Origin of the sequence: Amycolatopsis sp. cmx-11-51, from assembly GCF_047608665.1 — a bacterium.
GTDB lineage: Bacteria > Actinomycetota > Actinomycetes > Mycobacteriales > Pseudonocardiaceae > Amycolatopsis.
On sequence record NZ_JADNQO010000004.1, the window covers coordinates 128,331 to 140,585 of the forward strand.

At 70.9% G+C, this 12,255-nt stretch carries 12 protein-coding genes and 3 pseudogenes; 12 read left to right on the top strand and 3 right to left on the bottom strand.

Annotation, left to right across the window (positions count from 1 at the left end; translation table 11 throughout):
• Positions 1 to 72 precede the first annotated feature (72 nt).
• Positions 73 to 429, top strand: a complete 357-nt coding sequence (locus ACM6LU_RS17120; RefSeq protein ID WP_414939144.1) for an FAD-binding protein — start codon at positions 73 to 75, stop codon at positions 427 to 429.
• Here ACM6LU_RS17120 and ACM6LU_RS17125 read toward each other — a convergent pair.
• Positions 426 to 776 (bottom strand): hypothetical protein, encoded by a 351-nt coding sequence (locus tag ACM6LU_RS17125; RefSeq protein WP_414938701.1) that lies wholly within the window; start codon positions 774 to 776, stop codon positions 426 to 428. The genes ACM6LU_RS17120 and ACM6LU_RS17125 overlap by 4 nt on opposite strands.
• A 110-nt stretch (positions 777 to 886) precedes the next feature.
• Between ACM6LU_RS17125 and ACM6LU_RS17130 the strand changes: the two genes are divergently transcribed.
• Positions 887 to 2,062: a PLP-dependent aminotransferase family protein gene (locus tag ACM6LU_RS17130; protein ID WP_414938702.1), complete on the top strand. Its 1,176-nt coding sequence runs from the start codon at positions 887 to 889 to the stop codon at positions 2,060 to 2,062.
• Between the two features lie 17 nt (positions 2,063 to 2,079).
• Here ACM6LU_RS17130 and ACM6LU_RS17135 read toward each other — a convergent pair whose 3' ends face one another.
• Complete coding sequence (locus ACM6LU_RS17135) at positions 2,080 to 3,039, bottom strand: helix-turn-helix domain-containing protein (protein ID WP_414938703.1); 960 nt, start codon at positions 3,037 to 3,039, stop codon at positions 2,080 to 2,082.
• A gap of 99 nt (positions 3,040 to 3,138) precedes the next feature.
• On the opposite strand from ACM6LU_RS17135, the gene ACM6LU_RS17140 reads away from it, so the two are divergent.
• On the top strand, positions 3,139 to 4,143 hold the full coding sequence (locus ACM6LU_RS17140) for a saccharopine dehydrogenase family protein (protein WP_414938704.1): 1,005 nt from the start codon (positions 3,139 to 3,141) through the stop codon (positions 4,141 to 4,143).
• Here the strand turns inward: ACM6LU_RS17140 and ACM6LU_RS17145 are convergent.
• Positions 4,133 to 4,643 (bottom strand): annotated as a pseudogene (locus ACM6LU_RS17145) (D-alanyl-D-alanine carboxypeptidase). The gene ACM6LU_RS17140 and the pseudogene ACM6LU_RS17145 overlap by 11 nt on opposite strands.
• Positions 4,644 to 4,701: 58 nt before the next feature.
• Between ACM6LU_RS17145 and ACM6LU_RS17150 the strand changes: the two are divergent.
• The 9 genes and pseudogenes from ACM6LU_RS17150 to ACM6LU_RS17190 form a co-directional block, all read left to right on the top strand.
• Positions 4,702 to 4,830 (top strand): annotated as a pseudogene (locus ACM6LU_RS17150) (winged helix-turn-helix domain-containing protein); the annotation flags it as partial.
• Positions 4,827 to 6,234 (top strand): annotated as a pseudogene (locus ACM6LU_RS17155) (ATP-binding protein). The pseudogenes ACM6LU_RS17150 and ACM6LU_RS17155, both read left to right, overlap by 4 nt.
• On the top strand, positions 6,231 to 6,716 hold the full coding sequence (locus ACM6LU_RS17160) for a GerMN domain-containing protein (protein ID WP_414938705.1): 486 nt from the start codon (positions 6,231 to 6,233) through the stop codon (positions 6,714 to 6,716). Before ACM6LU_RS17155 ends, ACM6LU_RS17160 begins: the two are co-directional and overlap by 4 nt.
• Positions 6,717 to 6,812: 96 nt before the next feature.
• On the top strand, positions 6,813 to 7,562 hold the full coding sequence (gene dhbA / locus ACM6LU_RS17165; protein ID WP_414938706.1) for a 2,3-dihydro-2,3-dihydroxybenzoate dehydrogenase: 750 nt from the start codon (positions 6,813 to 6,815) through the stop codon (positions 7,560 to 7,562).
• A 101-nt stretch (positions 7,563 to 7,663) separates the two neighbouring features.
• Positions 7,664 to 8,860, top strand: a complete 1,197-nt coding sequence (locus ACM6LU_RS17170; RefSeq protein ID WP_414938707.1) for an isochorismate synthase — start codon at positions 7,664 to 7,666, stop codon at positions 8,858 to 8,860.
• The gene (locus ACM6LU_RS17175) at positions 8,857 to 10,488 is read left to right on the top strand and encodes a (2,3-dihydroxybenzoyl)adenylate synthase (protein ID WP_414938708.1); all 1,632 of its coding nucleotides are present in this window, start codon (positions 8,857 to 8,859) and stop codon (positions 10,486 to 10,488) included. Before ACM6LU_RS17170 ends, ACM6LU_RS17175 begins: the two co-directional genes overlap by 4 nt.
• Entirely contained in the window at positions 10,485 to 11,156 is a 672-nt protein-coding gene (locus ACM6LU_RS17180; RefSeq protein ID WP_414938709.1) for an isochorismatase family protein, read from the top strand. The genes ACM6LU_RS17175 and ACM6LU_RS17180 overlap by 4 nt, the downstream gene beginning before the upstream one ends.
• Complete coding sequence (locus ACM6LU_RS17185; RefSeq protein ID WP_414938710.1) at positions 11,156 to 11,389, top strand: phosphopantetheine-binding protein; 234 nt, start codon at positions 11,156 to 11,158, stop codon at positions 11,387 to 11,389. The genes ACM6LU_RS17180 and ACM6LU_RS17185 overlap by 1 nt, the downstream gene beginning before the upstream one ends.
• Positions 11,386 to 12,240, top strand: a complete 855-nt coding sequence (locus ACM6LU_RS17190) for a siderophore-interacting protein (RefSeq protein WP_414938711.1) — start codon at positions 11,386 to 11,388, stop codon at positions 12,238 to 12,240. Before ACM6LU_RS17185 ends, ACM6LU_RS17190 begins: the two co-directional genes overlap by 4 nt.
• Positions 12,241 to 12,255 lie beyond the last annotated feature (15 nt).

Here is a 12,255-nt window from a genome sequence, read left to right on the forward strand (position 1 = left end):
CGAACAGGTTCAGGAGGCGTCGCCGAAGCGACCGCCGTCAAGGCACTCGGCAGCAGGCACTGCTTCAACGACATCGCGGACTGTCCGGGCGGCGTCCAGCTCGACCTGACCGCGCTCGACGCCGAGGCCGTACTCGACGCGGAGTCCGCGACGTTCTCGGTGCCGGCGGCGGCCCGTTATGGCGACGTCGCCGTCCAGGTGCACGCGGCCGGGTTCGCGCTGGCCAACCTCGCTTCGCTGCCGCATTGCACGGTGGCGGGCACCGTCGCGACGGCGACCCACGGCTCCGGATGGCGCAACCAGAGTCTCGCGTCGGCCGTGTCCGGTCTGGAACTGGTCACCGCGGACGGGGCGCTGGCCACCGAACTGGACCCGGACGGCAAGTTCCGGAGCCCGTTCGTCCGGCGGCTCGTGTTCGGGGAGCGCTAGTCCGATTGCGACCAAGCGGCGACAGGCAGTGAGAGGTACACGCCGACATCGTCGATCCCGGTCGCGGACTCGATACTCGTGCGCAGCAGGTCCACCCGCTCCTGGCGATTGCCCGCCCGGCTCGGGAACCATTTGGACTTGACCTCGATCAGCAAATCGAGCCCGAAACGGTCGAAGGGGCCCGGCTGGCGGAAGCGCAGCTCGACGTCGCCCGGCTGCAGATCGCCGTCGTAGGGCTCCTCGGGACACTCCACCGCGACGGACACGAGGTGCGGCAGAACCGAGCCCAGTTCGCGCAGCTTGGCTTCGGAAAGGCGGGGCGCATAAGTGATTTCCACGATCGGCACAAGACCGAGCCTATGGCAGGCGTCGACTGATATCCTGACGGCGGTTGCTTGCGCACGGGACGATCCCCGGTGGCCGCACACTGAGCCGCACGTTCTCCCGAGGAGCTTCCATGTCTCTTCCCCTCGCCCGTCGTATGGACGGCGTCACCAGTTCCCCCGTGCGTGACCTGCTCGCGCTCACCGCCCGCCCGGGCGTGATCTCCTTCGCCGGCGGCATGCCCGCGCCGGAACTGTTCGATGTGGACGGTCTCCGCACCGCCTTCGATCGCGCGCTCGCCGAGGAGCCCGCCCGCCGCGCGCTGCAGTACTCGCCCACCGAAGGGAATCCGCGTCTGCGGGAACTGCTCGCGGCGCGGCTGACCGGTCGCGCCCTGGCGACCACTGTGGACGATCTGCTCGTGACCACCGGTTCCCAGCAGGGCCTGCAGTTGCTGAGCACCGCGTTGCTCGATCCCGGCGCCACCGTGCTGGTGGAAGAACCGGTGTACCTGTCCGCACTGCAGTGCTTCCAACTCGCCGAGGCACGGATCGTGCCCGTTCCCGGCGACTCGGAAGGGATCGACCCGGCCGTGCTGGACGAGATCGCGGCCAGGGAACGGCCTTCGCTGCTGTACGTCGTTCCGACGTTCTCGAATCCGTCCGGTCGCACGGTCGGTCCCGCGCGACGCCGCGCGCTCGCGGAAGTGATCGCGCGCCACGGGTTCTGGCTCGTCGAGGACGATCCGTACCACGAACTGCGGTATCGCGGTGAACGCGAAGAACCGATGTCGGCCCGGCCGGAACTCGCCGAGCGCGCGATCTACCTCGGCAGCTTCTCGAAGGTGATCGCCCCGGGCATGCGGCTGGGCTGGCTCCGGGCGCCGAGGGAGCTCCTGCGCCGGGTCGCGATCCTCAAGCAGGCGAGCGATCTGCACACCTCGACCATCGACCAGGCCGCGGCGGCCGAGTACCTGGCCACCGCGGATCTCGACGCGCATGTGCGGAGGCTGTGCGAGACCTATCGTGTGCGCCGCGACGTCATGCTGGCCGAACTACCCGCGATCACCCCGTCCGGAACGACCTGGACCGATCCGGACGGCGGGATGTTCGTCTGGGTCATCCTTCCCAGCGGCACGGACACCGACCTGCTGCTTCCCGAGGCGCTGCGCCACGACGTCGCCTTCGTGCCCGGCTCGGCGTTCCAGGTGGGGGAGCCGGACCGGTCGGCGTTGCGGCTCTCGTTCGCCACGCACGCGCCCGAGACGATCGCGGAAGGACTTCGGCGGCTGGGCAAGGCCTTGAGCTAGTCGGTCCGCGGACCTGGTCACGGCGCGGCTCCGCCAGTCGTCCGAGCACGGAAGGTGCGGCGGTAGCTGTCCGGCGGCACTCCGACGGTCCGGTTGAAATGCCGTCGCAGTGTCGTGGCGGTGCCCATCCCGGTGGCCTCCGCGATGAGGTCGACGCTGTCGTCGGTCCGCTCCAGTAGTTCCTGCGCGCGACGGATGCGCTGGTTCAGCAGCCAGCGCAACGGCGTCGTCCCGGTCGCCGACCGGAAATGCCGGGCGAGGTTGCGCGAACTCATGTTGGCGTGCCGGGCGAGATCTTCCACGGTGAGCGGCCGGTCCAGCCGTTCGGTCGCCCAGGGGAGCAGGCCGCCGAGCGGATGCTCGTCCTGTTCGGGCACCGGGGCGGTGACGAACTGGGCCTGCCCGCCCGCGCGGTGCGGTGGCACGACCAGCCTGCGCGCGACGGTGTTCGCGACCGCCGAGCCGTGGTCGGAGCGGACCAGATGCAGGCACAGGTCCATCGCGGCGGCTTTGCCCGCCGAGGTGAGGACACTGCCGTTGTCGACGTAGAGGACGTCCGGCTCGACCTCCACCAGGGGATGGCGGGCGGCGAGCACGTCGGTGTGCGCCCAGTGCGTCGTCGCGCGGCTGCCGTCGAGGAGACCGGCGGCCGCCAGTACGAAAGCGCCAGTGCACAGGGACGCCACCCGTGCGCCCGCCTCGTGGGCGGCGCGTACGGCGTCGACGAGGTCGGCGGGCGGAGCGACGTCGACGTCGGCCCAGCCGGGAACGATGACGGTGTCGGCGCGCGCGAGATGGCCGAGATCGTGGTCCGGTTCGAGGAGGAACCGGCCGACCTTCACCGCGGCCGGACCGCAGACGGTGAGTTCGTACCAGGAGCCGGTGAATCCCGGCAGGCTCGAGCCGAAGACCTCGTTGGCGATGGCCAGCTCGAACTGCAGCATCCCGTCCGTGGCGGCGAGGGCGACCGTACTCATGTCCGAAAGTGTACGCATGATGGCGTTCCGGACACTGTCGTCGGCCGGTTCCCGTCGGCAGAGTGGTCCACAGTGGATCGGTCGAGGGCAGGAGAAATCATGGGTACGGGGTTCAGTGTCGCGGTATTCGGGGCCTACGGGCACACCGGCCGGTTCGTGGTGGCGGAGTTGCGTGAGCGGGGCTTCGGTGTCGTGGCGGTCGGTCGTGACGAGGCCAAACTGCGTGGTCTGTCCCGGCCCGATCTCGAGATCCGCCGAGCTTCGGTCGACGACCCGGCCTCGCTCGACCGTGCCTTCGCGGACGCGGACGCGGTGATCAACGCCGCCGGGCCGTTCGCCGACACCGCCGCCCCGGTGGTCGAAGCGGCGCTGCGGGCGGGCATCCCGTACCTGGACGTGGCCGCGGAGATCGAAGCGAACATCGACACCTTCGCGCAGTTCGGCGACCGTGCCGCGGGAGCGACCGTGATCCCGGCGATGGCGTTCTTCGGCGGCCTCGGCGACCTTCTGGTCACCGCCGCGATGGGCGACTGGACGGCGGCCGACGAAGCGCACATCGCCTACGGGCTGAGCAGCTGGCACCCGACGGACGGGACCCGAGCGGCGGGCAAGGTCTCGCGGGAGCGGCGGAACGGGAAGCGGATCCGGTTTTCCGGCGGCCGGATCGAACATCGCGAAGACGCGCTGCCGGCACTGGACTGGGACTTTCCCGCGCCGTTCGGGACTAGGGCGGTGCTCGGCGAGTTCACGATGGCCGACGTCGTCACCGTCCCGAGTCACCTCGCCATCCCCGAAGTGACCACGTACATGACGGTGAACGCGGCCAGTGAGGTGGTGACGCCCGAGACGCCGGCGCCTCCCGCGGACGGCCCGTCCTCACAGACGTTCGTGGTCGACGTCGTGGTGCGTTCCGGTGGGGAGGAACGGCGGATCGTCGCTCAGGGGCGGGACATCTACGCGATCACGGCGCCGTTGGTGGTGGAGGCCGTCCAACGGGTGCTCGACGGGCGGACCAAGGCGACCGGGGTCGTCTCGGCGGGGAAGATCTTCGACGCGGCCGACTTCCTGGCGGCGCTGGCTCCCCACGTCACCGTCACCGGGTGACCCCCATCCGCCAGCCGGGGTGCGGCAGCCGCGCGGGCGGAATCCCGGGCCAGTACTCGAAATGCCACCATTCGTTGTCGTACGTCCGGTAAAGCGCGAAGCGGGCGCCGTGGTCCTCCAGCCACTGCGCGCCTTCGCGGCCGGACGTCCAGCGCGATACCCCGGACGTGCGCCGAGTCCTTCGCTGGCAGGACCCGCTTGCGCGCCGCCTCCGTCTTGGCGACCTCGTCGACGTACAGGCGATGCTGCTCGGCGGCGTCGCGGTGCCCCGAGGTGAGGCCGAGCAGCGTGCGGTGCCGCCAGAACGCCTCGGTCCTGGCGGCGGTGAACGCGTCGAGGGTGCCGCCGGTGAGCCCGGCGAGGTCTTCGGCGGGGAAACGCAGCGACAGCGCCCATCCGCAGGCGAGCCGCCGGGCGTGGCCGGGGGACCGCAGCCACGCCGGGATCAGCAGCATCGTCGCGAGGACGCGGGTGACCACGGCGAGAACGATTTCCTTCATGTCGTCCACCGTCGATGCCGCTTGTCAGAAGCCGATCGCGGCCACGTGCGCGGACGCCTATTTCGGTGACTCCCGGGTCGTCGACGCCTGCGTTCAGCGGCTGCGGGCGAAGATCGAGGACGACTCGTCCGCCCCGGTGTACGTGCAGACGGTCCGGGGGTTCGGGTACCGGTTCGGGCCACTGTGAAGCTCTGGGGTCTGCGCACCCGTCTCCTGGTGGCGTTCAGCCTGCTGGTCGTGATCACCGCGGCGACGGTCGCCGGTGGCACCTTATGTCCTGTCCCGCACCTTGATCCTCCAGCAGACGCAGGACGCCACCGCCCGCGTCCTCGTCGACAAGGCCACCGCCCTGTATCCGCTCGGCACGCTGCCGCCGGGCGACGGGACGCTGGGCCGGATCAGCGGCGAACTGGCGGACCGTGACCTGAGTTCCCTGGTCCTCTACGCGGACAGGGCGGTCGGGAACAAGCAGATGCGAGCGCTGATCTCGCCGGAACTCCGGGCGCAGGTCCAGTCGGGAACCGTCGCCTGGCAACGGGTCGTCTCCGAGGGGACGCCGATGCTGGTGGTGGGTACCGGGTTCACCGTCGCCCTCCCGGACGGGAAGCGGCAGGACTCGGGCATCGAGGCCTACGTCGCCCGCTTGCTGGTTTCCGAGGAACAGAGCATCGGAGAACTCGCCACCCGCGCCTGGATGATCGGCGGGGTGGCCCTCGTGTTCGCCGTCGGGCTGGCGCTGCTGCCCGCGCGCGGGGTGTTACGGCCGGTGCGGGAACTGGGCGCCGCGGCGCACCGGCTGGGGGAGGGTGACCTGCGTGCGCGGATCAGCGTCCGCGGTTCGGACGAACTGGCCGGAGTGGCGCGCACGTTCAACGAGACGGCCGAGGCCTTGGAACGGCACGTCGGTGAGCTGGAACGGATGGAGTCCGACGCGCGCCGGTTCGTCGCCGACGTCTCCCACGAACTGCGCACTCCGCTGGCCGCGATGACCGCGGTCGCGGACGTGCTGGAGCAGGAGGCGGCGCGCCTGCCGGGGGACGCCGGCCGTGCGGCGCGGCTGAGTATCGAGGAGACGCACCACCTGACCCGGCTGGTGAACGACCTCATCGAGGTGTCCCGGTTCGACGCCGGAGCGACCACCCTGATGCCGGAGGAGGTCGACGTCGCGGAGGTGATCACGGCGAGCCTGCGCGTTCGAGGCTGGTCCGCCGAGGTGGAGAAGGACCTGCCTGCCGGGATCTTCGCCGGGCTAAAACCGAGGCGGCTGGACGTCATCGTGGCGAATCTGGTCGGGAACGCGGTGCGGCACGGGGAAAAGCCCGTTTCGCTCCGGCTCTCCGAAGCGGGGGAGTGGATCACGCTGGAGGTCTCGGACCGCGGCCCCGGCCTGGCGCCCGAGGTGCTGCCGCACGTGTTCGACCGGTTCTACAAGGCGGATCCGGCACGGGCGCGGTCCGGCGGGAGTGGGCTGGGGCTCGCGATCGCCTGGGAGAACGCCCGTCTGCATGGCGGGACCCTGGTCGCCGCGAACGGCACGGACGGCGGTGCGGTGTTCACCCTGCGCCTGCCCCGGCGGGTGGTGACGGCGTGAGGCGGGACTGGCTCGCGCTGCCCCTGGTCGCGCTGGCGGTGGCCGGCTGCGGTGTCCGGCCCAGTGGCGTGATCCCCGGTGGGCCCGCTCCGGTTGGCCCGTCCAGCGACGCCCCCGGGCAGCCCGATCACGGGACGGTGCTCTACTTCCTGTCCGGTGGGGAGCTGGTGCGGGTTCAACGTCGGCTGGACGAGGAACTGCCCCCGGCACGCACGATCGAACTGCTCGCCGCGGGACCGGACGAGACCGAACGGGAACGGCGCTACACCAGCGAGGTCCCGCTCGGGACCAGGGTTCTCGACCAGGCGGCGGGGCCGGACGAGGCCACGGTGACCCTGTCGGCCGAGGTCGCCGGGCTGTCGACGGGGGCCGTCGACCAGATCGCGTGCACCGTCAGGGACTCCCTCGGCGGTACCGCGGTGATCACTTTGCGGAGCGGGGAAACCGACCGCGGCCCGCTGTCCTGCCCTGTGCCTCGTTAGAAGTGTCCCTAATCACCGGTGTCGGTCCCTCGCTTTGTCCGGATCCGCCAGCTAGCTTAGGCAAGGCTAACTAGTGGGACGTGGGGTGGTTGTGGCGTGGAAGGGATCGAGGGCAAGGTCGCGCTCGTGACCGGAGGCGCGCGCGGGATCGGAGCGGCCGTCGTGGACGGGCTCGCCGAGGCGGGCGCGATCGTGGCGGCGGTGGACCTGACGGACGGGCCTTCCCTGGACGGGGTGACCTCGTTCGTCGCGGACGTGGGGGATCCCGCGGCCGTGGCGCGGGTGGTCGACGAGGTCGAAAGCGGACTCGGGCCGATCGGGATCGGGGCGTCCGTCGCGGGCGTGCTGAAGCCGGGTTCCGTCTGCGAGACGAGCGACGAGGACTGGGCGGCGACCTTCGCCGTCAACTCCACCGGCGTCTTCACCGTGCTCCGTGAGATCTCCCGCCGGATGCTGCCGCGCCGGAGTGGTGTGCTGGTGACGGTCGGGTCGAACGCCGCGGGTGTCCCGAGGACCGGGATGGCCGCCTATGCCGCTTCGAAGGCCGCGGCGACGATGCTGACCCGCTGTCTCGGTCTCGAACTGGCGGGCTCCGGCATCCGCTGCAACATCGTCTCGCCCGGTTCGACCGACACCGATATGCAACGTCTACTGTGGACGGACGAAAACGGCGCGGACCGTGTCATCGCGGGAAATCCGGAGCAATACCGGGTCGGCATACCGCTGGGCAGGATCGCCGAGCCCGCCGATATCGCCGACGCCGTGTTGTTTCTGGCTTCCGATCGCGCGCGGCATATCACCATGCAAAACCTCTATGTCGACGGGGGTGCCACGCTCCGCGCGTGATCTCGATGCGGCAACGAAGACTTTTCGCGGTGGTCTGATTAGGTTAGGCTAACCGAAGATTGTCCGCCTGATCAGTAGTATTTGCGAAAGGGAATCCTGTCGTGTCCTCATCCGCACCGGCCCGGCCAAGGCCGGTCCACCAGGCGGCCGATCTGCTGGCGGCGTACCTGCCTGGATCGTTCTACTACTCGTCGGCTCGAGGATCACTGCTCGCCGACGGCGTGTACTCCCCGGTGCACGCGGCGCCTGGGCGGCGGGCCCGCGCCGCCGCCGAAGTCCTCGACGCCGCCCTCGTGGCCGGAGTGACCGACCCCGTGGTGGCCGGGGCGATCGGGTTCCGCCCCGACGCCCCGAGCAGCCTGGTGGTACCCGCCGTGGTGCGCCGCGCGGGCGCGCCGGGAGCAGGCAGGCCGGTGGCCCCGCTCGGTGGCGGGAGCTGGTCCGTGTCGCCCCGGCCGGCGCCCGAGGTCTACACCACTGCCGTCGCCAAGGCGCTGGACGAGATCCGCGACGGCGACCTGCGCAAGATCGTGCTGGCCCGCTGCCTCGACGTCACCGGTGGCGACCCCATCGCCGTGCCGCGGCTGCTGGCCCGCCTCGTCCACGCAGACCCGGCGGCCCACGCCTTCGCCGTCGACGTCAGCGCGCCGGGGGATCCCGCGCCGCGCACGCTCATCGGCGCGAGCCCGGAACTGCTGGTCTCCCGTCGCGGGCGGACCGTGACGGCCAACCCGCTGGCCGGATCGCGGCCGCGGGTCGCCGACGAAGCCGAGAACGCCCGCCGGATCGGTGACCTGCTGGCGTCCGGAAAGGACCGTGCCGAACACGCCCACGTCGCCGCGCAGGTGGCCGAGGTGCTGGGCCGGTTCTGTGTGGACCTCGACGTTCCCGCCGAGCCCGAGGTGATCGGCACTCCCACGATGTGGCACCTCTCGACCCGGATCACCGGACGGCTCTCCGACGCGGGTGACGCCGGTTCGTCCGCGCTCGCGCTGGCCGAAGCACTGCATCCGACGCCCGCCGTCTGCGGCGTCCCGACCGGACTCGCCCGCGACACCATCGCCGCGCTGGAACCCGAGGATCGCGGCTACTACGCGGGTCTCGTCGGCTGGACCGATCAGGACGGTGACGGCGAATGGGTCGTCACCATCCGCTGCGCGGAGGTCCGTGACCGGACCGTTCGGCTGTTCGCGGGCGCGGGAGTGGTGGCGGGTTCCGACCCGGAGGCCGAACTCGCCGAGACCGGCGCGAAGTTCGGCACCATGCTGCGGGCGCTCGGCCTGGAGGGAGTCGCGTGAACCCGGACCAGGTGCCCTGGCCGCCCGAAACCGCCGCGCGTTACCGGGCTTCGGGACACTGGCGGGGACAGACCTTCGGCGCGCTGCTGACCAGCCTCGCCGAGGCCTACGCCGAACGTCTCGCCGTGATCGGCGAGACCGCTCGCTGGACCTTCGCCGAACTCGACGAGCGGGCACACCGTCTCGCCGCCGGGTTCGCCGGAGCCGGAATCCAGGCGGGTGACCGGGTCGTGGTGCAACTGCCGAACGTGCCGGAGTTCGCGTCCGTCGTCTTCGGACTCTGGCGAGTGGGCGCGCTGCCCGTGTTCGCGTTGCCCGCGCACCGGGCCAGCGAACTGCGGCACTTCGCCGAACAGAGCGAGGCCGCGGCGATCCTGACCGTCGGTGAGCACGAACGGTTCGACCACGCGGCCATGGCGCGTACGGTCGCGGCCGGAATCCCGTCGGTGCGGGAGGTCTTCGTCGTCGGCACGGAGGAGTTCGCCGCGCTCGAGGCGACGAAGCCGCGCGCACTGCCCGATCCGGATCCCGCCGGCGTCGCGTTCCTCCAGTTGTCCGGCGGCAGCACCGGGCTGCCCAAACTGATCCCGCGCACGCACGACGACTACCTCTACAGTGTCCGCGAAAGCGCCCGGATCTGTGGCCTGCGCCCGGAAAGCGTGTACCTGGCCGCGTTGCCGGCCGCGCACAACTTCCCGCTCAGCTCACCCGGCGTACTCGGGGCGCTGCACGCGGGCGCGGCCACGGTGTTCGCGCCGCGTCCGGACGCCGACACCGCGTTCCGGCTGATCGAGGCCGAGGGCGTGACGATCACCGGGCTCGTGCCACCGCTGGCCGCCGCGTGGGCACAGGCGGCCGCGAGGACCACCCGCGATCTGTCCACTTTGGACGTCCTGCTGGTCGGCGGCGCCAAATGCGCCCGCGAACTGGCCGAGAAGATCGGACCCGCGCTGGGCTGCCGCCTGCAGCAGGTGTTCGGCATGGCCGAGGGCCTGGTCTGCTACACCCGGCTCGACGATCCGGACGAGTACGTCCTCGCCACGCAGGGGCGGCCGATCTCGCCGGATGACGAGATCCGGGTCGTGAACCCGGACGATCCACTGTCCACTTCGGACGACATGGTCGCGCCGGGCGAGATCGGCGCGCTGCTGACCCGCGGCCCGTACACGATCCGCGGCTATTACCGGGCCGTCGAGCACAACAAGACAGCGTTCACCGAAGACGGCTTCTACCGCACCGGCGACCTGGTGCGGCAACATCCGTCCGGGCACCTCGAAGTGGTCGGGCGGGCCAAGGAACAGATCAACCGCGGCGGCGAAAAGGTGGCCGCGGAAGAGGTCGAGAACCACCTGATGGCCCACCCCGGCGTGCTCGACGCCGCCGTCGTCGCGGTGCCGGACCCGTACCTCGGCGAGCGCACCTGCGCCTACGTCGTCGCGGTGCCCGATCCGGAGGTGGCCGAACCGGTCGCGGCGGAGCTGCGCCGGTTCGTGCGCGAGCGCGGGGTGGCGGCGTTCAAGGTGCCCGATCTGGTCCAGGTGGTGCCGGAGTTCCCGGTGACCGGCGTCGGCAAGACCAGCAAGCGCGAGCTGCGGGCGGCACTGGCCGCCCTCGCGAAGGAGGGATGAAAGTCGTGTCACTGCCCGAGATCCGGCCCTATCCGCTGCCGACGGAGGCCGAGTTGCCCGCCGGACGGGTCGACTGGAAACCCGACTCCGCCCGCGCCGCGCTGCTGGTGCACGACGCGCAGCGGTACTTCCTCGCGCCGTACGAAGGATCGCCGGTCCCGGAGATGGTCGCGAACATCGCCGCGCTCGCCGGAGCCGCCCGCGCGGTGGGGGTTCCGGTGTTCTACACCGCGCAGCCCGGACGCCAGGCCGCCGAGGACCGCGGTCTGCTCACCGAGTTCTGGGGTGACGGCATCGGCGCGGTCATCGACGACGACCCGAGTGCCGCCGACGTCGTCGACGAACTCGCCCCACAGCCAGGCGACACCGTACTGACGAAGTGGCGCTACAGCGCGTTCCAGCGCAGCACGTTCACCGAACAGCTCGCCGAGGCCGGCCGCGATCAGCTGCTGATCACCGGCGTCTACGCGCACATCGGCTGCCAGGCCACCGCCGTCGAGGCGTTCATGCGCGACGTCCAGCCGTTCCTGGTCGGAGACGCCGTCGCGGACTTCTCCCGCGAACGCCACGACCAGGCCTGCGAATACGTCGCCCAGCGCTGCGGCGCCCTGACCACCACCGCCGCCGCGCTCACCGCGCTGGCCCCGATCCACGCCGGAGCACAGTGATGAGCCTCTCCACCGAGAAGATCCACGCCGACGTCGCCGAACTGCTCGGCTGCGACGTGGCCGAGCTGAAGCCGGAAACCGACCTCACCGACCTCGGGCTCGACTCGATGCGGATCATGGGCCTGGTCGAGCAGTGGCGTGCCGACGGGGCGGACACCCTCGAATTCGCCGACCTCGCCGAGCAGCCGAATCTCGGCCACTGGACGAAGCTCCTCACCGGGAACGCCGCGTGAGCCGCGCCGACCATCGCCACCGCCACCTCGAACGCATTGCCGAGGTCCGCGGCGGCCGGCACGCGGAGAAGGTGCCGTACCCGATCCGCGTGCGGACGGCCGAAGTCGTGCGCACCGCGAGGATCGGCTCCGGACTGCTCCGCGTCACCCTCGGCGGGCCCGGAACGGCCGGGTTCGAGGCACATTCGCCCGACGAACACGTGAAGCTGATGTTCCCGGAACTCGACGCCGAGCCGAAGCTGCCGGTGCAGGACGGTGACATGCTGCGCTGGCCGAAGCCGTCGCCGACGTCGCGGGAGTACACGGTCCGCCGGTACGACCCGGCCACCGGCGAACTCGATCTCGACGTCGCGCTGCACGACGGCGGACTCGGGTCCGGATGGGCGGAGAAGGTGACTCCTGGAACCCCGGTGCACGTCGCCGGCCCGCCCGGCGGGCTGATCGTGCCGCATACCTACGACCGCTACCTGCTTGTCGGTGACCTCACCGCGCTGCCCGCGATCGCGCGCTGGCTCGAAGAACTGCCTCGCACCGCCACGGGCTGGGCGTTCATCGAGGTGACCGACGCGAGCGAAGAGATCGAGCTGTCCGCGCCCGAAGACGTCGAGGTGCATTGGCTGCACCGCGGCGACGTCGCGCCGGGTGCCTCCGACGTGCTCGCCCGCGCGGTGCGGACGATCGAAGTCCCCGCCGGTGAACGGCTCTACGCCTGGGTCGCCGGGGAGGCCGGGCAGATCAAACCGCTGCGCCGCTGGCTCAAGAACGACCTCGGACTCGGCAAAGACGACCACGACGTGACCGGCTATTGGAAGCGCGGCGTCGCGGACTTCGACGACGAGCACGACCACTGATCCCCACCAAGAAAA

Coding starts and splice junctions, on each gene's coding strand:
- ACM6LU_RS17130 (WP_414938702.1), top strand. CDS start 887: ATGTCTCTTCCCCTCGCCCGTCGTATGGACGGCGTCACCAGTTCCCCC.
- ACM6LU_RS17135 (WP_414938703.1), bottom strand. CDS start 3,039: ATGAGTACGGTCGCCCTCGCCGCCACGGACGGGATGCTGCAGTTCGAG.
- ACM6LU_RS17140 (WP_414938704.1), top strand. CDS start 3,139: ATGGGTACGGGGTTCAGTGTCGCGGTATTCGGGGCCTACGGGCACACC.
- ACM6LU_RS17180 (WP_414938709.1), top strand. CDS start 10,485: ATGAAAGTCGTGTCACTGCCCGAGATCCGGCCCTATCCGCTGCCGACG.
- ACM6LU_RS17185 (WP_414938710.1), top strand. CDS start 11,156: ATGAGCCTCTCCACCGAGAAGATCCACGCCGACGTCGCCGAACTGCTC.